Raw genomic sequence first — 19,176 nt, 5'->3', positions numbered from 1 at the left:
GCCATTCCATCCAGTTATAAGAGTTACTGCCGTGAGCACAACTTCCTTTTCTTCCCTGACGCTGCCTGCTGAGCAGTTGTCCAATCTTAATGAACTTGGCTATACCGAGATGACACCGGTACAGGCTGCGGCTTTACCGGCAATCCTCAACGGGCAGGATGTCCGGGCAAAAGCCAAAACCGGCAGTGGCAAAACTGCGGCATTCGGTATTGGTTTACTCGATAAAATTGCGGTCGGTGAGTTTGTTACCCAGGCATTGGTACTGTGCCCGACCCGTGAATTGGCTGATCAGGTCAGCAAAGAGTTGCGCCGATTGGCCCGTTTCACGCAAAACATTAAAATCCTGACCTTGTGCGGTGGCCAACCGATGGGGCATCAATTGGATTCACTGGTACATGCGCCACACATTGTTGTGGGCACGCCGGGGCGTATTCAGGAGCATTTGCGTAAGAAAACACTGGTACTGGAAGATCTTAAGATTCTGGTATTGGATGAGGCTGATCGCATGCTGGATATGGGCTTTACCGATGCCATCGACGATGTCATTGCCTATACCCCGCCACAGCGCCAAACCCTACTGTTCTCAGCTACCTATCCGGTCGGTATCGAACGAATCAGTGCGCGAGTTCAACGCCAACCAATCAATGTTGAAGTTGATGATGGCGATGAAGTTCCTGCCATTGAGCAGGTGTTCTTTGAAACCACCCGCGAAAAACGTTTGCCGCTACTGATATCAGTTCTCAGTCATTATCAGCCGAGTTCTTGTGTGGTTTTCTGTAACACCAAGAAAGATTGCCAAAGTGTCTATGAAGCATTGGAATCTCGTGGAATCAGTGTGCTGGCTTTGCATGGTGACTTAGAACAACGTGACCGTGATCAGGTGCTGGTGCGTTTTGCCAACCGCAGTTGTCGTGTGCTGGTGGCAACCGATGTAGCAGCCCGAGGCCTGGACATTAAAGATCTGGCGCTGGTGGTTAACTTTGAGCTGGCCTTTGACCCAGAGGTTCACGTGCACCGTATTGGTCGTACTGGTCGGGCAGGGATGAGTGGTCTGGCGGTTAGCTTGTGTACACCACAAGAGATGTCCCGCGCGCATGCCATTGAAGATTATCTGCAAATAAAACTGAAATGGACCCCGGCGGAACAGGTGAGCCGTAGTGCTAACACGATGCTAGAGCCTGAAATGGTCACGTTATGCATTGATGGTGGGCGCAAAGCAAAAATTCGCCCAGGTGATATTTTAGGTGCTTTAACCGGTGAGGCCGGTCTGACCGCTGCTGACGTCGGTAAGATTGATATGTTCCCAGTCCATGCCTATGTTGCAATCCGTAAAGCCAGTGCCAAACGTGCCTTACAGCAATTACAACAAGGCAAGATTAAAGGCAAAAACTGCAAAGCCCGTTTATTGAAATAATTACACGAAGGGGAGATGACTGTTGCATCCCCCCGACAACTCACACTATACTGTTTATATGTACAGTTACTTGTGGGCGTGAAAGACATGAAAAGGACATACAGCAATGGCCGTTGAAATAAAATTCGTCGTGGTAAGACAGGGTGAGGAAAAAATGACTTTCACAACCAAAAAAGAAGCCGATGCTTACGATAAAATGCTGGATTTGGCTGACAATTTGTCTGAGTGGCTGTCACAGGCTCCCTTAACCCTTGAAGAAGATCAACGCGAAGCGCTGAGTTTCTTCCTGGCAGAAAATAAAGAGGCTTTGGGGCAAATTCTTCGAGGTGCTAACCCTGCGACTCCTGTCGATGGGCAAGCAAAAGTGAAAGCGGAAAAGAATGTACCAGAGAAAAAAAACAAATCTGAAGAAAATCAAGCCGCTTAATTTGCCAACTTTCAGCAGAAAGTGAAAAAGGGATCTAAAATGAATCGTGAAATCACCTTCTTTAGCCGATTTGAGGCGGATATTCTGGCAGATCGTAAGACGATCACCATCCGGGATAGCAGTGAATCCGATTTCCGCCCAGGGGAAACCTTGCGCGTATGTCGCAATGAAGATGGCGTATTCTTCTGCCACATTATGGTCAAATCAGTCACGCCAATCACGCTGGAGGCACTGTCTGACCGTCATGCGGAGCAAGAAAATATGTCATTGGATGAGCTGAAAAAGGTGATTAAGGAGATCTATCCTGGGCTGGAACAGTTTTATGTGATTGAATTTACGCGGTGTTAATTAAACGGCGTTATCATTATTACCCTGCAACGCTGTTCACTCTGTAACCTACCTTTCAATCATCGTTCCTACCATAGGATAGAAATAATAATATTTGGAGGAATGATGAGAAAGACAGGATTAGCCTTGGTATTGATCACTGCATTGGCGGGTATCACCAGTGGTGTACAGGCCCAAGAGCCGCGAGTAGCGAAATTACCTGCTTGCCCCGGTTTAAACCAATCTCAGGTAGCAACGCAGGTTAAGCGAGATTTTCTGCAAAACAGAATTACGCGTTGGGAAGCGGATAAGAAACAATTGGGTACTGATAGCCCAGTGGTTTGGATTAGCGCGGTAGACATTACAGGTCAGGATGATGTCTGGCAGGTTCCAATGACTGTTCGTGGTAACAAGGGTGACAAAACCTACCAAGTGGTACTTGACTGCAAAGCTGGCAGCATTACCTATAATGGTCCTAAATAGGTATACCTCTCATTAGTAATTGACTCAAATAGGTCTGGGTAGAATAACGTCTGCATAAAGTTAATAGCTGCCAAACAGGTGCTGGAGGAAACGTATCTGGTACCTGTTTATCCCCCCTCACGGCGGATACTCTCTCAGGTCTCTTTTATAATCATATTTATCATTTAATTAGCTCCCTTCAGCTAAATTATAAGCATATGCTGGTGCTTGGCATCCACAGGTAATCGTGTCACTCTCGCGTTAACGAACACAGATGGATAACTCAATCAATGACCATACCTCCAAAGGCCGATAAACGCCCTTATCCAATAACTATGCACGGCGATACCCGTGTAGATGACTATTATTGGCTACGTGATGACGAGCGTACTGACGCCGATGTTCTGAACTACTTGCAAGCTGAAAATGATTTCACCAACGCAGTGTTGCAGCCACAACAACCTTTGCGAGAAACCCTGTATCAAGAGATGGTTTCGCGAATTCCGCCACAGGAAGAATCAGTCCCCTATATCCGCAACGGCTATCGCTATCAGACGCGTTTTGAGCCGGGTAATGAATATGCTATTTACGTGCGTCAACCGGTTTGGGCTGATAGCAGTTGGGAAACGTTATTGGATGGCAACCAACGGGCAGCGGACAGTGAGTTTTATACCTTGGGTGGGTTGGATGTTAGCCCAGATAATCATCTATTAGCGGTTGCAGAGGATTTCTTATCGCGTCGCCAATATGATATTCGGGTGAAACATTTGCAAAGTGATGTTTGGCACGAAGAAGTTATCAGCAATACCTCAGGTAGTTTTGAGTGGGCCAATGATTCAAAAACGCTCTATTACGTGCGCAAACATGAAAAAACATTACTGCCTTATCAAGTGTATCGCCATGTAGTAGGAACCGACCCTCAATTGGACCAACTTATTTATCAGGAAACTGACGATACATTTTATGTTGGGCTGGAAAAAACCACATCTGAACGTTTCATTGTTATTAATCTGAGCAGTACCACTACATCTGAAATCTTGTTGCTGGATGCTGATAAGCCTGAATCCGCACCACAGATGTTTGCACCGCGCCGTAAAGACCATGAATACGGGTTGGACCACTATAAGCAACATTTTTATTTACGCTCAAATAAAGATGGCAAGAATTTCGGTTTGTACAAAATAGCCGAAGAAGGTAAGGAACAACGTGATTTTGCCGATGAATCTCAATGGGTGTCATTAATCGCGCCAACAACTGATGTTATGTTGGAGGGCTTCAGCCTATTCCGTGATTGGTTGGTAGTGGAAGAGCGTAGTGAAGGGCTGACGCATTTACGACAGATTCACTGGGCCACTGACGAAGAGAAATACATTACTTTTGATGATCCAACCTATGTTACCTGGTTGGCTTATAACCCCGAGCCAGAAACAGAATTGCTGCGCTATGGCTACTCCTCTATGACTACACCAAGTTCAATGTTTGAACTTAATATGGATGCAGGTACGCGCCAGCTACTGAAACAGCAAGAAGTGAAGAATTTCACCCCGGAAAAGTATCGCAGCGAGCGGATATGGGTCACTGCAACCGACGGCGTAAAAGTGCCGGTTTCATTGGTTTATCACCAAGATCACTTTGTTTCAGGTAGTAATCCACTGTTGGTTTATGGCTATGGCTCATATGGCAGCAGTATGGATCCCGCATTCAGTGGTAGCCGATTAAGCCTATTGGATCGTGGTTTTGTCTTCGCTCTGGCTCATATTCGGGGCGGCGGAGAATTGGGACAGCAGTGGTATGAAGACGGTAAATTGCTCAACAAGTTAAATACTTTCAACGATTTTATCGATGTTACCAAAGCATTGATAACTGAGGGTTATGGTGATGCTAACCGTGTATTTGCCATGGGAGGCAGTGCTGGTGGCTTGTTGATGGGGACGGTCATCAATCAGGAACCCGGGTTATATAAAGGCGTAGTGGCACAGGTGCCGTTTGTTGATGTGGTAACCACCATGTTGGATGAATCGATTCCTCTCACCACTGGCGAGTATGATGAATGGGGCAACCCGAACGATAAGGCGTATTACGACTATATTAAGCAATACAGTCCTTATGATCAGGTAAAGGCTCAGGATTATCCGCACATGCTGGTGACTACCGGCTTACATGATTCACAGGTTCAATACTGGGAACCGGCAAAGTGGGTCGCCAAGCTGCGTGAAATGAAAACGGATGACCACCAATTATTGCTCTACACCGATATGGATTCAGGTCATGGCGGTAAATCAGGCCGTTTCAAAGCGTATGAAGACATCGCTTTGGAATATGCATTCATACTGGCTTTGGCTTAATCTAGTCAGGAATATTACGTCAGGTAATAGGTCAGGGTATGGCGCATATCTGGCGTAAGGTCAGTTATTGAAGCTAACATCCAACGCAGATAGTCCGGGTCTTGCCGGGCTATCTGTTCAATGCTTTTGCCCCGGTATTTCCCAAATTTAAATGTCTGTAATAACAGCGGCTGCTGTGTTATCTCGGCCATTTGTTCGGCGTTCCAACCAGAGTCTTGCATAATGCGCTGTAATAGCGCCGCAGTGACATAGCAGTCGTATAAAGCACGATGCGGGTATAGATTATCCGGTACTGAAACATTCAGTCGCAAAGCGTAACGCAGATATTGATTACTGTGCTTAATGTCAGGATAGAGCATTCGTGCCAGCTTAAGCGTACAAATCCATTGGCCGCCCATCTCCGGTAATACCCCACGATCAAAAGGCGCATTATGGGCAACATAATATGGGCTGCCTTGATATCTTCTAATCGCCACCGCAATTCGTGGTTTGCCTTCTACCATTTCTTCAGTGATATGGTGGATTACCATCGCATCAATGCTGATTGGTCGGTCTGGACTAATCAGATCACTCATAGGGTTAGCCAATGCTCCATCAACTAAATCAATAGAAGCAACCTCAACAATCCCACCGGCTAAACCACAGGTTTCGGTATCGATAACACGAAAATACATTTCTATCCCCCACCGACTATTGCTAAATAATAGCAACAAAAAACCCGCCTAATATGGCGGGTTGACTGACGAGACGAAAAGCCCGTTTATTCTGCGCTGGTAGAAGATGACTTCTTAGCGCGTTTCTCCGCTTTTTTCTCAGCTGGAGTTTTTAGTGGCTTTTTCTTCGCGTTCTTTTTGCTGTCCATTCCCTTACTCATGGCTTGCCTCTCTTTACCTTCGGTTAGGTTGGTACGCCCACCTATTAACCACCTTATGAGGGTAAGTTGCAAGGAGATAAAGCATCAATGCAATTAATCTATTGTTTAACAACAGTATTATTAAATCTTAATTTATCTTGTTACCGTTTAAATCGTGTTATCCCGAGGATATAACTGCGCAGAATGCATTGAGATATGGCGTAATTATCGCCAGTTGGAGGAATTAATTGGCTGATTGGCGTAAATGTGATGTTTTATCGTTGACCCTGCGTGCTGTATAGGCTTTGATAACTTTAATGTCTAATAACAAACATGGAAAAATAATGGAACAATTACGTGGGCTTTATCCAGCGTATGAACCCTACGACAGTGGTTTATTAGACACCGGCGATGGGCATCAGATTTATTGGGAACTCTGTGGCAACCCAGAAGGTAAACCAGCTGTATTTATACATGGTGGACCGGGAGGGGGTATTGCACCTTATCACCGGCAACTTTTTAACCCTAAAAAATATAAAGTGCTGCTGTTTGATCAACGTGGATGTGGTCGTTCAAAACCCCACGCCAGTCTGGACAATAATACAACCTGGCATTTGGTCGATGATATCGAACGGCTACGCAAAATGGCGGATGTAGATAAGTGGCTGATCTTTGGTGGTTCATGGGGCTCAACACTCGCATTGGCTTATGGTGAAACACACCCCGAACGGGTCAGTGAGATGGTTCTGCGTGGAATTTTCACACTACGCAAAAAAGAGTTGAATTGGTACTACCAGGATGGGGCCTCTCGTTTTTTCCCAGATAAATGGCAACGTATACTTTCCATTTTATCGCCAGAAGAACGGAGTGATATTACTGCTGCTTACCGTAAGCGGCTGACATCACCTGACAAGGCGGTACAACTGGAGGCTGCCAAAATTTGGAGTTTATGGGAAGGTGAAACTGTTACATTATTACCGACCAAAAGCTCTGCTTCCTTTGGCGAAGATGATTTTGCTCTGGCCTTTGCCCGTATTGAAAATCACTATTTTACCCATCTAGGTTTTTTAGACAGTGATAACCAATTGTTGGATAACGTGACACGTATTCGTCATATTCCAGCAGTTATTATTCATGGTCGATATGATATGGCGTGCCAGCCACAGAATGCCTGGGATTTAGCACAAGCCTGGCCAGAGGCTGAATTGCATATTGTCGAAGGTGCGGGGCATTCCTTTGATGAGCCAGGAATTCTGCACCAGTTGATTCTGGCTACAGATAGATTTGCGCGTAAGTCATAATTGTCTTATTCGGTCCACTCCCGCAACTTGATACCTGCGGGAGTTTTTAGTCGCTTACTTTATCTTGGGCTCATACGGTAAGCGTGAGAATTTAATTGATTCAGCACGGTAGTGAGCTAAGCGTTGTAAAAAATACTCACGCAGTTCTTCCGGCTGTTCCCGGGCGATCATTTCAGCAATCACTGGCATATTGTAACGCTCTTTAAACGCCACACCTGAAGCGGCTAAATCAACATTCATTTTTGCCGTTTCTTCGTCAGAAAGCTCCGTCAGATTATATCCCATCGTTTTCTCCTTCTTAGGCTGTGGGGGTATGGCGCAAAAGGTAATGCAGGTAACGTGGATTGGCAAGTAGCGGATGTGACCAAACCATCACATTAATCGGTTATCTGTATTGGGATAATATTAATACCCACTGTAATTAATTATTATTTTAAGGTGAAAATCAAATAATAATCATTCCTTTTAGTATTTCGCCGGTAATGTGAATGATTCTTATAATAATTACGGTAATTTGTGGGTTTTATTATTTTATGATTTAAATCAAGTGGTTGAGTTGTCTTTATCTTTTTAATGTTTTTATTGTAAATGGGGTGTTCTTATTTTGTATTTATCTTGGCATAATACGAAAAATAATCATCGCTTACCTGCATTATAAAAATAAGGGAATTATTATGTTGAAAACAGAAATGGCAAAAAAGCTCAATGAGCAGCTTAATCTGGAGTTTTACTCTGCGAATCTTTACCTGCAAATGAGTGCTTGGTGCAGCGATAAAGGTTTTGAAGGTGCTGCGGCATTTTTAAAAGAGCATTCTCAAGAAGAGATGCAGCACATGCAGCGTTTGTTCGAATATCTCAGCGGGACAGGCTCTATGCCGGTTTTGGGTACGATCAGCGCCCCACCAATTGATTTTGCTTCTCTGGCTGATGTATTCAAGCAGACTTACGAGCATGAGCAGCTTATTACTACTCAAATTAATGAACTCGCTCATGCAGCAATGGAAAACCACGATTATTCCACGTTCAATTTCCTGCAATGGTATGTGGCTGAGCAGCATGAAGAAGAAAAACTGTTCAAATCCATTCTTGATAAACTGGCCTTGGTGGGTAACAGCGGTAATTCATTGTTCTTCGTTGATAAAGATCTGAAAACAATGGCGGCCCAAAGCCACGTTCAAGCTTAATCTGTATTGTTAGAGTGATTGACGCAGTTTTTGATTCTCGATCAACAGAATCAGGAACTGCGATTTTCGTTTTTCCCCGCTAACTTAGCTACACAACTCCCTCCATCTTATTGTTTTCGTGCTAATTGCATATTGTTTAGCTATGGTTTCTCGACTTGCTATATTCAAATCGTTATCATTTGCAATAACGACAAGGCAGCGAGTTGAATTACTGCCCAATTATTGGTGATATTTCAATCACCACTCAGAATTTGGCGTTTTGTTTTGTGTGCTATCTCACAGGTAGTGCAATTGACTGGAAGTGATAGGGGTTCGCGCTGCCAATATAGGATATGGTTGGTAGCAGATTGATTCTTTTCCCCATTGATTAAGGGATACTATGTTTATTCGCAAAGTCCGTTCTTCTTGCCGCATGCTTTCGGCGCTTATTGTGTTGTTTGTTGGACTATCTAGCCAGCAAGCTCTGGCTCACGCACACCTGAAAATAGAGTCGCCAGCTGCCGATACCACTATCGGTTCAGCACCAGAAGCAGTGACGCTGGGTTTCTCTGAAGGTATTGAACTCAATTTCAGTGGCGTGAAAGTTACCGGCCCTGATAACAATGTAGTGAAAACTGGTGCGTTAAAATTGGATCCGGTGAATAACACACAGTTGATTTTGCCTATTGATCATGCATTAACAGCAGGGAAATATAATGTTTCATGGCACGTGGTGTCTGTCGATGGTCATAAAACCAAAGGCACATACAGCTTCACTGTGAAATAATATGTCTCTGGCGGCTCTATTCGTTCTGTGTCGCTTCTTGCATTTTCTGGCGGTGATGCTGATGTTTGGCATCAGTATATTCACCGCTGTATTAGCACCAGATCGATTCTCTTCAATACTCAAAACCCGTCTGTCACCTCTACTTATCTTCAGTACTTTTCTGGGGCTTATCTCTGCCGTGGGGCTTTTAGCCGTTCAGGCTGGAATGATGGGTGATGGTTGGGCTGATACTTATCGATTGACCGTTTGGTGGTCAGTATTTGGTACACGCTTCGGTCAGGTGTGGCAATGGCATATGGGTTTATCCATTTTGATTATGTGGATAGTGTTGCTGGGTTCAACTCGTAGCAACTATCGACTGATAGCGGGCTGCTCAACGCTGTTACTCGCGAGTCTTGCTTTTACCGGGCATGCGGCGATGCATGCTGGAGTAGTGGGATGGATTCACCAAACTAATCAAATCATACATCTGCTCAGTGCGGGTTACTGGCTGGGTTGCTTGCCAGCGCTGCTGATTTGCCTCGTTTATACCCGCAATAATGATGTCAAACGTGAAGCCATCACTACGTTGATTCGATTCTCAAGCTGGGGACATCTGGCCGTAGCATTGGTACTGGCGAGTGGTGTTATTAACAGCATCATTATACTGGGCGATACCGCGCTGACGCTGACATCTACTTATCAGATACTTCTGCTCTGCAAAGTGTTATTGGTGATGTTTATGATTATTGTTGCACTGATTAATCGTTATCTCATCGTTCCATTGCTTAAGCAATTACCCGCTAAAGCTCACTATTGGCTAGTGGTAAATAGTTGTGTGGAAATTATCCTCGGTGTAGCGGTATTACTCTTAGTCAGTGTTTTTGCCACTATGGCACCGGTATAGGGTAAAGCTATAAGTAACAGATATTGCTACTGAGCTTGCATTGGAGCCTTTGGATGCGAGAAAATCTAAGCAATCAATTAATTGAGGATAATTAAGATGAAAGGTTTTGTGCTGACGTTATCGTTGCTGATGCTATCAATTAACGCTATTGCTGCTGGAAAGATAGTGACGGTCAGTAAATTTGAATTTGGTAAGCAATGGGCATTTGCCCGAGAAGAAGTGATGCTGGAATGCCGCCCAGGTAATGCTTTATTTGTGATTAACCCGAGTACGTTAGCGCAATATCCCCTCAATGATATTGCTACCGAGCAGATGAAATCTGGCCTTGTATTAGCGAAGCCGTTAGATATTTTGTTGTTAGATGACAGTAACAACCCTGGGCAGAAGATGAGCTTGGCGCCTTTCCAGCAGCGTGCAATGTCATTGTGTCAAAATTAAACCTGAAATTGTGAGACTCACCAATATTAACCCGTATTTTTCAAATGATTACTATTACTAGTAATAGGTTTGAGTTTTCGCCATTCAGATTAGTTTACAACCGTAATTAATTAGTTCTATTGCCAAGTTGGCGAAACACATGTACTCGACTACGCTTAAGGAGTACGGCTGAATAAGCCTACGTTAATGCCAACTTTTAGCGCACGGCTCTCTCCCAAGAGCCATTTCCCTAGACCGAATATAGGAATCGTATTCGGTCTTTTTTTATCTGATTGATTTTATTGGTATTTTTTCCTCCCCCCCGAAATCCCCCGAAATTTCCCCGAAATCCTATACTCGGCCTAAATTTCTACCCACTCATTTTTACGCGAATCCAGGTATACATTCGTCATTTTCATCGATTTGTGACCGAGCAATTTCTGTGCAAATTCCTTACCGTACTCAGCTTCATAAAGTCTCGATGCCAGGCTGCGGATCTCGTGAAAGCTGGGAGGGGATATGTCATAAACCAGATCCGTTGCTTTCAATGCTTTAACAAATGCTTTGGTGAGTGAGTCCGCATTTAATGCACCGGGCTCCCGGCCTGATTTTCTACTGGACGAGCAAATGAGATATTCGCTCTTATTGTTATTCAAGCACTTTTCTACAACGTCACTGACGGAGGTATTCATTATTTCCAACCGAAGTGATAGTGATATAGCTATCTGCATTTTAGTTTTACTTTGGACTATCCAAAGCTTGCCATCATGCACATCGCTTCTTTTTAATTGCCGCACATCGTCACGACGTTGGCCGGTAATTAGCGCCAATGCTAGGCTGAGTTGAACCCAGTTCTGCTGTTGGCCGGCTGCCTCATAAATTTTGCAAAAGGCAGCATAGTCGAGCCGTTCCCGCTTAACTTTTGGTGACGGCGTGCGTGTTGCTTCCACAGGGTTGGTGCTAATTAAACCATCAGCTATTGCTTCTCGAAAGACATCAGACAAAACAGAACGTAGATTTACCGCCATCGAACTTTTACCATTATCGACATAGGCATTAATAAAATCAGCAATATGCCTAGTGGTAACGGTCTCGATCGGTCTCTCGCCAAATTCTTGGTTAATATATCCGATTTGCAGGACTCTCATTTTCATGGTGTTCTCAGCCAGCTCGCGACGCTTTAATAGTTCTGAATAGCGCTTTAGCCAACTCGCTACGGTATTAACTTCGGCTTTAGCCGCAGGAGTTGGGGCAGGGGCTTGCAATCGTTCAAGTAGGGCTACAGGTTGAAAGGTTGATTCAATATAGTTGTTAGCCTGAATGGCCTGAGATATGGCATCCCTCCGGGCAATTTGTCCTAAGGATATTTCAGAGCCAGTTATTGGGTTGCGCCAGCAAAATGATTTCTCTCTACGCCGATATGTCAGATTTCTTGGCAAATTGGCATCATACTTTTTTGGCCTCTTTGCCATGAATAATTCTCTCTATTAACGATGAACTTGTACTGGGGGATGTTTTAAGTATTTCTTTTGCTAGCCGATAACTTTTAGGCTGAATATAAATCGCACCTGGCTGCACACGATATTCCCGCCCATGCTTTTCAGGGGCAGGGTAAATATTGCCGCCTCGCGCCCAGCGCTGGAGTGTCTGGGGGGTTGGTTGCTTGCTGCGGTAGGTTTCTTCTGCCCACTCTTCTAATGTCAGTAGTTTGGTCATTGGTCTTTCCTCAGTAGGAAAGGGCGCAACGATGTTACGCCCTATTATGGTCGTTTGGTCTGGGGTGGTAAGGGGCTATGTTTTAGTGATCAGCTATTGGATGCTATTAGAGCGGTGTAGTATCAATTGTGGTGGTGGAAATGCTGGTATTAATATCTCCTTCAAATATCGGAAGAACGCCAACATTTGGAGCCCAGTTTCGAGCTAATTCAATTTTATTGGTTTCTTCCGTATAATCCTCCGTTCTCCAACCAACCAGCTTTTTCTGTTTGGGTTCACCATTTTCATTTGGATGAATTTCCTTCATTGCTGCCAGTTCTGCGTTGGATTCAATTAATGCGTGGGCCAATTGATTGATTAGGTGACCATCAGGCCAAATCTGAGTTAATTTGACTAAGTGCCATTTGTCATTAATCGCCATTTTTATCTGCAATTCCTGCTCAGTTAGCTTGTTCATGGTTTTCCCTTAACTTCAAAACATGTCGTTTATGTTCATCGCTCTGTGGGACACCTGTAAAATTAACAGCAATGAAGTAATTCAGAAGGTCATCACGGCTTGCATCATCGAGAATCAATGCAGGCATACTTGCATGCCCGAAGGCTAACTGCTCAGGCCGAGACAACTCCCGCCATAAAATCCGCTGCCCATCAATTATGATCGGGATTTCATTCGTGATGAACAACTTCAACGTTGTAAGCCGCTGTTTCCCGTCTACAACTTCAATAAATGCTCCGTCCTTTTCACACCAGTCCGGTGTTTTTGCTATTGCTACGTGTCCCACAGGAAAGCCAGAAACGACGGTGCACAAAAAAGCTTGCTGTTCTTCTTCTCTCCATACATACGCACGCTGATAATCAGCATCAAAAAACATAGCTCCGTTTACTAACCAGTGGATGTAATTTTCGATGCTGTATGCGCCTTCTCTCGCCTTAAATTGGCATAGCGATCTAATACGATTACGCACTACTCACCCCCCTCAACAAGAAAGCCAGCGGTACGGACTGCCTTGATTACTCCGGGTTTCCACAACCAATCATCACCGTCAAAACTTTGAACAACTGGTAACTTAACTGGCACAGTAGCCGCGCCTCTGCTGCCTCTGCGCGTTGTAAAGTCTCTTTTTGCAATATTGCCAGTTCGCGCCAACTGTCTTGGCATGCTTCCAATCTGTCCCAATCGGGATTGAAATTAGCCAACTGAGATAGTTGCTCTTTAAGGAATGAGTTACTTTTCTCTGCCGCTTCCAGCTTGGCTAGCAGTGAATCAACGTACTCTTGCGAATAGAGGGCCATCCATTGACCATCTGTGGTATTGATGTGTTTACCGTTGAAAATATTGGCATATGTACCGCCATTCAATTCTGCAAGTTCTGCGGCATCAGTCCACGCCACCGGCTTGCTCAAGTCTTCTATATGCTTATTCATCAGTATTCACCCCAACTATATGTTGAAGCGATAGGACCGGCCTCTTCAGCAGCCCGAAACTCTTTATCGGGAGCAGATAGAATATTGCTGTAGCTGTTGAATTCACCACCGCTATCTGTTTCAACAAAACCAGCTTCACGTATCCCTTTAAGACATAGCCGCACGGTTTCACTTGTTAGCATGATTTTTTCCAACTGGTGTTGCTTGCGGTAAATAAACGCCTTAAATGCCTCTTCTTTGGCGTAGTGATATCGCGAACGTGCGGCATTTTTCAGACAACGCTTTACCCATCTATTATTCGGTGATTGATTAGTTTGAATAATTTGCTCTACGCTTAAGTGGGGATAGTCTGAGCAGTACCAAAAGGTCTTTTCCGTTTCACGGATAACAAGCATTTGCCATAACATCACTATTGGACGACCTTTGGTGTCGTTGCCGTCTACATAGCGGTAGCAGTATTTTTTCTCAGACATTCTGTTCACCCCGCAGGTTGGCAGCGAACTGCATTAAGTCAGCTTTGACATACAAGAGAGGTTTAATTACTCCATTTTCTTCAATAGCTGAAAATACCAATTCGTGAAATCCATCTGCCGCCAGTTCAACTCCCTGAGCCCTTACATCGTTAAATATCTGAGTAGTGGTGGGCATTTGCTGTTTAATGATTTCTAGTGCCTGGGTATAATTTAAATATCCGACTTGATGAGTATTGGCCCAGTCATTTAATTGGGTATCAGATTGATAGCTTGGAATATCAATATCTACACCCTCTAGATTTTCCAATAACCAATCTCTTGCATTGATAAGACGCCCGGCTTGAATGAGTGACAGTGCCGCAATAGATCCAAGCACTAACCGGTTTATTAGCCATGCACCGGATAACTCCCGCGCTGCCTTTTCTTGCAGAAGAATATTCTCAGCAGCCAGTATTCGATTCCTGTTTTCCAGATCAACAATAGTATTTTTAGCCTCGTGGTAACCCTCTAGTACCACGGGCAATAGCTCTGATTCAGTCAGAAGAGCATTAAATTTAGGATGAGTGGCAACGTAGTCAGCATTTGGATCTTGGAAATTATATATCAGAGTGTCGTAGGCTCCCATAAAGCGCCCAAAGCCACCGTGGCCTTGTACCAAGGAATCCCATGCAATGGCAATAAATGTGCGCTCTTCATCACTGATATCTTGATCGTCAAGGCGTTCCAGAAATTGCTCAGATGATTCCCTGTGCCAGCGGTCCTCTGCTGCTTCAGTTGCGTGAAATAGTTTCCAAAGAGATTTCACTTCATCCTCGCTGGGCCTTGCCATTTTTACCGATATTATTTGGCTCATTGTCTTGTCCTCGCCATTAATACACTGTCAACGGGTAAACAAACATATTCAGTTGGTAATCTCTCTTGCTGAATGTCAGCAAGGCAATTGCTTTTGTCGGGATATATATATCCCTGTGGTTCATACTGACAGGGTTGGAATGTAAAACAGACGTAGAGAAACAATCCAAACATAGGATTACTCCTTAATTGAATTAAACAACCCCCAGCCTATGGGCAGGAATATAGTGAGTAAGGCTAGGGTATTAGTGAGGTGAGTTAACCTCATGAACGACACAGCTTATTTAGATTCGTTATTAAAAGAATTCTCAGCAGTTTTATATTCAGTGCCAAGTATTTCAATCGCACCTGAATCTTCTTTGGGGGTTGCCCCAGTGTTGAAGTAAATAATATCGCCATGACGGAAATGAGCTAAACCACATAAAAATAGCATTCCCCAGTCAAGCCCCAGAGATTTGAAGTAGGGATCCCGATCTACCGAAGGGCTGGGGAAGTTTTCATTCCACACTTTCAACAACGCTCGAGATTCCTCTCCTAAACCTTTTGGCGGTTTCTGTCGCGGCCTGCATGTATAGCGGGCAGTGCTATCGGGTTTTGTCCATATCGCGGGATCGCCGTAGGTTGGTGTGGTGTCTGGAAACACCACACCGTAAAAGCTGAACCGAGTTAAATCAGTAGTAAAAATTGGTTTTGCACCAAATTTTGCAGCAAAAGCGGTACCGTTATCTACCAGTTCATTACGTAACCGCTGTTCTTTATCCCAGGCTGCGAGGGCGGCTGGTGTTGATATCTTATAATAAGCCATTAGTAACCTACCTTAACGGCATAGGTTTTCTGCATTGACTCATTTAATGTATCCAACTCACCATTTTCAACGAGTAATTTCCAGCTATTCCAGTTAGCAGCAATACAACTCCATTCATGACTTTCACCGAACATGAAAAGAATTTTATCCTCGAATTCAGGTGCTGCTTTAATAAGTCCTATGCAGCGAATGAAATCATCTGAATCATGTGGATGAGCATAACGCGAAACGAATTTCTGGCTTAATATAGACGCCATATATTTGCTGCTTGCGCCTACTTTGTCACTAACTAGCCAGTTATCAAGCCCCATTGCAGGTGTTATATCAACGGGCTCGCGTGCATATTCTGCACAAATTGAATTAACCGCCTCGATGACGACATTCATGCGGTTGTCTGCCGGGATATTAGGGTGCTGGCGGCTAATTTCGGCGTTGATGGCCGCAATAATTTTCAACTGATTGAGGTTGTATGCTTTCAAGTTCCCTTCTTAGCGCTATGAGCGCCAGTAATTGGATTAATAACCACATCACTTTCCAATGGCCTGATGCGGATATATTTGCGGGGTTTATTTTTGAGGTAGGTAAGCTTACTGGGGGTAAAAATGGCAATGTCATCAATATCAAATAGGGCTGCAATCTTCCTGATGGTTTCCTGCATGTTGGCCTCGGCAGCGTGTTCCCATACTGCCGCGCGACCTTTTTCGATTTTCATGGGATTGGCTCTATATCGCCACCATGCTCTTCTATTGCTTTTTGGAGTAACGGTATTGCTCGGTTCCATGGAACCGTTAATGCGTGCTCAATAGCACGATACAGGCCGATGGCATCACGCTCCCACCTGTCGGCTGTATCTTCCCACCCGCCAAGCTCTTCTACCTCATTTTCCAGATCATCAATGCGGTCGTTGAATTCGCCACGAACTTCCGCTTGTACCTCTTCTCGCATACGGAATTTGATAATTTCCAGCACCTCTTCCGTAGGAAGTATGCCCAGTAGTTGCTCTGGATCTGCGGTGCTAAATTTCAAAGCCAGTTCCTGAGACATACCTCGCTCCTGATTAATCGTTGCCAGGGTAATAAAGGTCGTCTGGTGCTGAATCCCACACTAAGAGGCTTCCACCGTGATATAGCGCAAGTACAAGCTTTTCGAAGCGGCTATATGCTTTGATGATTCTTTTGCCAAGTATCTTGTTGTGCTCCAAACTGCCTGAAAACAGTTCATAGACTGGGTGTTCGTCATGTAGGATTTGCGCGCCTCTCCATCCATCTACACGCTCAGCGCGAAAACCTAAATAAACATCGCAGTTGTATGCCTTGCTAACTTCCGTTTTATAGCCGCCAGCCGGTTCAGCGTGCAATCCGACATAAATAAAACCGTCACGGTCATCCTCAATAAGGGATTGAGGACAATCCCAACGTTCTTCGCTGGCTCTCTCACTGTTATCTTCTACAAACGCCGCCCAGAGATCAGATGCTTTAATGAATTTTGGTATCACTCCCTCTGAAGTGAACTCAGTTATCATTTCATCCATCTTTTTGACTATGCCGCTTTCGATACCAGCCGTTTCCCATTTTTCACGCATTAATCGGGTTATAAGGCTGTTATAGCGTTCCAGCTCGATGATGTTCTCTACGTTGGTAGGCAGCGCGGCTTTCATTGCGTTTTTCATGACCTTGCCGAAGTCGCTATATGAGCCGAAAGCGTCATCGATCAGATTCCCGAAGAGTTTTTCAATGCCCTTGTCGATAATTTCGAAGGCTTTCGGGCTGTTGGAAAACTCGACGCAACGCTGAGTGAGTAAGGCCGAAAGGGGTAACTCAGTAGGTTGCTGGGATACAGAAAATGTTGGTGCATCAATCTGGTGAGTTTTATCGTTGGTCATTGGTCAGTCCTCAGTTTATTTTTTCGAAATAAATTACCCATACTCATGGGGTTTTCCTCTACAACTAAATCTCCCGTATTAACCGGTTGATAATGTCTTTTTGGGAGGGAATACGTAGCTGGTGCGCTAATTGCCATGCTTTGCGCTGATTCTGGGTTTTATGCTCCAACATTTTGCGGATAGTGGTCACCGGGATACCGGTGCTGCTGGCAATCAAGTTTTCATTATGGCCAGCGCGGTGAAACTGATAGATAGCCAGCAAAACTTCCAGTGAGTAGCGCTTACGAATACCTATATCGACCGTATTCACCTGAGATAAACCGGGCCATCGCACATCATTGGGATACATCGGCTTCGGTATTGGCTGGTAGGGGTTACCGCTGCGGATTTCAGCGCGACAGCGCATTAGCCAGATGATACGAGCGGTATAGTCTCCCCGGTCATCTTCTTTAAAGTAGCTGCCGGTACTCTGGTTCAGTTCCTCATCCATCATGCGGCTTCCTTCTGTTTCTGCTCTAATTCCCACTCTTTTACGATTCGGGTGCATTGAGCATGTACCTGGCGGGCGCTGGCGATCCCAAAGCCTTTGACGGCATTAGCCAACATATCCGGGGTACGACGGACAACATCAAATAACGAATGGATCCCAGAGCGGGCCAGCAGTTCTAAATGTTGCTCTTTCAACGGTAGGGTTTCGGTTAGCACGGTTTCTGCCCACTCAGCCCGCTTCACTAAGTGTGGGTGAGTAGGCTCAAGCAGATCTCGAATACGCTGGGTAACCGCTGGGGTCAGGCCATCCGGCCAGTTCTGTTTAAAATCATCAACCATGGGATAGACGGGTAATGCCCACTCATTGACCGAGACGATCAGGCCAATGCCGCTGGTGGAGCGAATTTCAATATGCCAGTCAATATCGTTAATGAGCTGCATATCATAATCACCTGAGCGCAGTTTCAGTCCCCACTGGAAGGTATAAAAGTAAAACTCAATACCATCATTGCCACGATAGTAGGTTGGCTCGACGTCACCATCCATACGCTGGATCCGGTTGGTGAGGTCAGAAACGGCATTATTCAATTGGTCATTAACATTGACCATGACAGCCAGTTTGCTGGTTTTTTCTGCCACCTCTTTTTTGTATCGCCGGATCTCTGTTAGTTGCTGGTTTAACAGCGTGCGCTTGCTCTCCAAATCATCTTTGAGGCGAACGATCTGGATTTTCATTTTTTCAGGATTCAGTGACTTCAACCGATTCACCTCAGTAGCCAACACGCGTTGGTCTGAAAGTGAAAGATTGTATTTGGCTGAGATACTGTCTCGCTGCGCATTGGCTTCAGCGACTAACAGGTCTGCATTTTCTATGCGTTCCTGCACTTGTGTTAACGCCAAGGATTTCGTGGTTAGGTCGTTTTCAGTTTTTTCTAAACGGTCGAATAAAAGGTTGTACTCGTCAGTCTCGATGTTGAGTTGTTCAATACATAGGGACTGTGCTTGGTTGAGTAAAACAGTCGCGCTCTCTATAGAGCGCTGTGCGGTGCCGGTAGTCTGCTCGATGGCAAGGTCTAACTGCGCCCGAACTGGACGCAGAGATGACTCCAGCACACTGGCAGTTGTGGCCTGTGTGGTCATGATGGGTTACCT

General features: G+C 44.9%; 26 protein-coding genes. 10 read left to right on the top strand and 16 right to left on the bottom strand.

Going from position 1 to position 19,176, the window contains the following annotated elements:
- Positions 1-31 precede the first annotated feature (31 nt).
- The 5 genes from dbpA to ACWJJO_RS13015 all read left to right on the top strand — a co-directional run bounded on the left by dbpA (position 32) and on the right by ACWJJO_RS13015 (position 4,975).
- Positions 32-1,414: an ATP-dependent RNA helicase DbpA gene (dbpA, locus tag ACWJJO_RS13035; protein ID WP_083158601.1), complete on the top strand. Its 1,383-nt coding sequence runs from the start codon at positions 32-34 to the stop codon at positions 1,412-1,414.
- A gap of 106 nt (positions 1,415-1,520) precedes the next feature.
- A complete protein-coding gene (locus ACWJJO_RS13030; protein ID WP_083158602.1) occupies positions 1,521-1,841 on the top strand; it encodes a YebG family protein in 321 nt (106 codons plus the stop codon).
- Between the two features lie 39 nt (positions 1,842-1,880).
- On the top strand, positions 1,881-2,189 hold the full coding sequence (gene yqfB, locus ACWJJO_RS13025) for a N(4)-acetylcytidine aminohydrolase (RefSeq protein ID WP_083158603.1): 309 nt from the start codon (positions 1,881-1,883) through the stop codon (positions 2,187-2,189).
- Between the two features lie 105 nt (positions 2,190-2,294).
- Complete coding sequence (gene yebF, locus ACWJJO_RS13020) at positions 2,295-2,651, top strand: protein YebF (protein ID WP_265331620.1); 357 nt, start codon at positions 2,295-2,297, stop codon at positions 2,649-2,651.
- Positions 2,652-2,920: 269 nt separating this feature from the next.
- The gene (locus tag ACWJJO_RS13015) at positions 2,921-4,975 is read left to right on the top strand and encodes a S9 family peptidase (protein ID WP_481091124.1); all 2,055 of its coding nucleotides are present in this window, start codon (positions 2,921-2,923) and stop codon (positions 4,973-4,975) included.
- A 14-nt stretch (positions 4,976-4,989) separates the two neighbouring features.
- On the opposite strand, the gene exoX is transcribed toward ACWJJO_RS13015, so the two are convergent.
- Complete coding sequence (gene exoX, locus ACWJJO_RS13010) at positions 4,990-5,649, bottom strand: exodeoxyribonuclease X (RefSeq protein WP_083158606.1); 660 nt, start codon at positions 5,647-5,649, stop codon at positions 4,990-4,992.
- A 523-nt stretch (positions 5,650-6,172) separates the two neighbouring features.
- Here exoX and pip point away from each other — a divergent pair.
- Positions 6,173-7,129, top strand: coding sequence for a prolyl aminopeptidase (pip, locus tag ACWJJO_RS13005; protein WP_083158607.1), 957 nt, complete (start codon positions 6,173-6,175; stop codon positions 7,127-7,129).
- Between the two features lie 54 nt (positions 7,130-7,183).
- Here the strand turns inward: pip and ACWJJO_RS13000 are convergent, their stop codons facing one another.
- Positions 7,184-7,414: a DNA polymerase III subunit theta gene (locus tag ACWJJO_RS13000; RefSeq protein WP_083158608.1), complete on the bottom strand. Its 231-nt coding sequence runs from the start codon at positions 7,412-7,414 to the stop codon at positions 7,184-7,186.
- 389 nt (positions 7,415-7,803) lie between these two features.
- Here ACWJJO_RS13000 and ftnA point away from each other — a divergent pair, with 389 nt between their 5' ends.
- The 4 genes from ftnA (at position 7,804) to ACWJJO_RS12980 (ending at position 10,403) form a co-directional block, all read left to right on the top strand.
- Complete coding sequence (gene ftnA / locus ACWJJO_RS12995; protein ID WP_083158609.1) at positions 7,804-8,313, top strand: non-heme ferritin; 510 nt, start codon at positions 7,804-7,806, stop codon at positions 8,311-8,313.
- Positions 8,314-8,692: 379 nt separating this feature from the next.
- Positions 8,693-9,079, top strand: coding sequence for a CopC domain-containing protein YobA (gene yobA / locus ACWJJO_RS12990; protein WP_083158610.1), 387 nt, complete (start codon positions 8,693-8,695; stop codon positions 9,077-9,079).
- 1 nt (position 9,080) lies between these two features.
- Positions 9,081-9,965 (top strand): copper homeostasis membrane protein CopD, encoded by an 885-nt coding sequence (copD, locus tag ACWJJO_RS12985; RefSeq protein WP_372569260.1) that lies wholly within the window; start codon positions 9,081-9,083, stop codon positions 9,963-9,965.
- A gap of 96 nt (positions 9,966-10,061) precedes the next feature.
- A complete protein-coding gene (locus ACWJJO_RS12980) occupies positions 10,062-10,403 on the top strand; it encodes a YebY family protein (RefSeq protein WP_481091123.1) in 342 nt (113 codons plus the stop codon).
- Between the two features lie 341 nt (positions 10,404-10,744).
- On the opposite strand, the gene ACWJJO_RS12975 is transcribed toward ACWJJO_RS12980, so the two are convergent.
- From ACWJJO_RS12975 to ACWJJO_RS12910, 14 genes are all read right to left on the bottom strand, one after another.
- Positions 10,745-11,854 carry a site-specific integrase gene (locus ACWJJO_RS12975; protein ID WP_481091122.1) on the bottom strand — a complete coding sequence of 370 codons (1,110 nt, stop codon included), beginning with the start codon at positions 11,852-11,854 and terminating at the stop codon, positions 10,745-10,747.
- Positions 11,829-12,098 carry an excisionase gene (locus ACWJJO_RS12970; RefSeq protein WP_050877594.1) on the bottom strand — a complete coding sequence of 90 codons (270 nt, stop codon included), beginning with the start codon at positions 12,096-12,098 and terminating at the stop codon, positions 11,829-11,831. Before ACWJJO_RS12970 ends, ACWJJO_RS12975 begins: the two co-directional genes overlap by 26 nt.
- A gap of 106 nt (positions 12,099-12,204) precedes the next feature.
- The gene (locus ACWJJO_RS12965) at positions 12,205-12,555 is read right to left on the bottom strand and encodes a hypothetical protein (protein ID WP_481091121.1); all 351 of its coding nucleotides are present in this window, start codon (positions 12,553-12,555) and stop codon (positions 12,205-12,207) included.
- On the bottom strand, positions 12,539-13,063 hold the full coding sequence (locus ACWJJO_RS12960; RefSeq protein ID WP_481091120.1) for a DUF262 domain-containing protein: 525 nt from the start codon (positions 13,061-13,063) through the stop codon (positions 12,539-12,541). The genes ACWJJO_RS12965 and ACWJJO_RS12960 overlap by 17 nt, the downstream gene beginning before the upstream one ends.
- A 46-nt stretch (positions 13,064-13,109) precedes the next feature.
- The gene (locus ACWJJO_RS12955) at positions 13,110-13,523 is read right to left on the bottom strand and encodes a hypothetical protein (RefSeq protein WP_481091119.1); all 414 of its coding nucleotides are present in this window, start codon (positions 13,521-13,523) and stop codon (positions 13,110-13,112) included.
- A complete protein-coding gene (locus ACWJJO_RS12950) occupies positions 13,523-13,996 on the bottom strand; it encodes a hypothetical protein (RefSeq protein ID WP_481091118.1) in 474 nt (157 codons plus the stop codon). Before ACWJJO_RS12950 ends, ACWJJO_RS12955 begins: the two co-directional genes overlap by 1 nt.
- Positions 13,989-14,849 carry a hypothetical protein gene (locus tag ACWJJO_RS12945; protein ID WP_481091117.1) on the bottom strand — a complete coding sequence of 287 codons (861 nt, stop codon included), beginning with the start codon at positions 14,847-14,849 and terminating at the stop codon, positions 13,989-13,991. The genes ACWJJO_RS12950 and ACWJJO_RS12945 overlap by 8 nt, the downstream gene beginning before the upstream one ends.
- A 279-nt stretch (positions 14,850-15,128) precedes the next feature.
- Entirely contained in the window at positions 15,129-15,653 is a 525-nt protein-coding gene (locus ACWJJO_RS12940; protein WP_481091116.1) for a hypothetical protein, read from the bottom strand.
- The gene (locus ACWJJO_RS12935) at positions 15,653-16,132 is read right to left on the bottom strand and encodes a hypothetical protein (RefSeq protein WP_481091115.1); all 480 of its coding nucleotides are present in this window, start codon (positions 16,130-16,132) and stop codon (positions 15,653-15,655) included. Before ACWJJO_RS12935 ends, ACWJJO_RS12940 begins: the two co-directional genes overlap by 1 nt.
- Entirely contained in the window at positions 16,129-16,365 is a 237-nt protein-coding gene (locus ACWJJO_RS12930) for a hypothetical protein (RefSeq protein WP_481091114.1), read from the bottom strand. The genes ACWJJO_RS12935 and ACWJJO_RS12930 overlap by 4 nt, the downstream gene beginning before the upstream one ends.
- A complete protein-coding gene (locus ACWJJO_RS12925) occupies positions 16,362-16,679 on the bottom strand; it encodes a hypothetical protein (RefSeq protein WP_145489460.1) in 318 nt (105 codons plus the stop codon). The genes ACWJJO_RS12930 and ACWJJO_RS12925 overlap by 4 nt, the downstream gene beginning before the upstream one ends.
- Positions 16,680-16,710: 31 nt before the next feature.
- The gene (locus tag ACWJJO_RS12920; RefSeq protein WP_223300586.1) at positions 16,711-17,535 is read right to left on the bottom strand and encodes a hypothetical protein; all 825 of its coding nucleotides are present in this window, start codon (positions 17,533-17,535) and stop codon (positions 16,711-16,713) included.
- Positions 17,536-17,599: 64 nt separating this feature from the next.
- The gene (locus tag ACWJJO_RS12915) at positions 17,600-18,028 is read right to left on the bottom strand and encodes a hypothetical protein (RefSeq protein WP_481091113.1); all 429 of its coding nucleotides are present in this window, start codon (positions 18,026-18,028) and stop codon (positions 17,600-17,602) included.
- Complete coding sequence (locus tag ACWJJO_RS12910) at positions 18,025-19,164, bottom strand: coiled-coil domain-containing protein (RefSeq protein ID WP_219648517.1); 1,140 nt, start codon at positions 19,162-19,164, stop codon at positions 18,025-18,027. Before ACWJJO_RS12910 ends, ACWJJO_RS12915 begins: the two co-directional genes overlap by 4 nt.
- Between the last annotated feature and the right edge of the window lie 12 nt (positions 19,165-19,176).

It is taken from the genome of Yersinia antarctica (assembly GCF_056636475.1).
The sequence above is the reverse complement of the archived record's forward strand: the minus strand, read 5'-3'. Positions and strand labels throughout refer to the sequence as shown.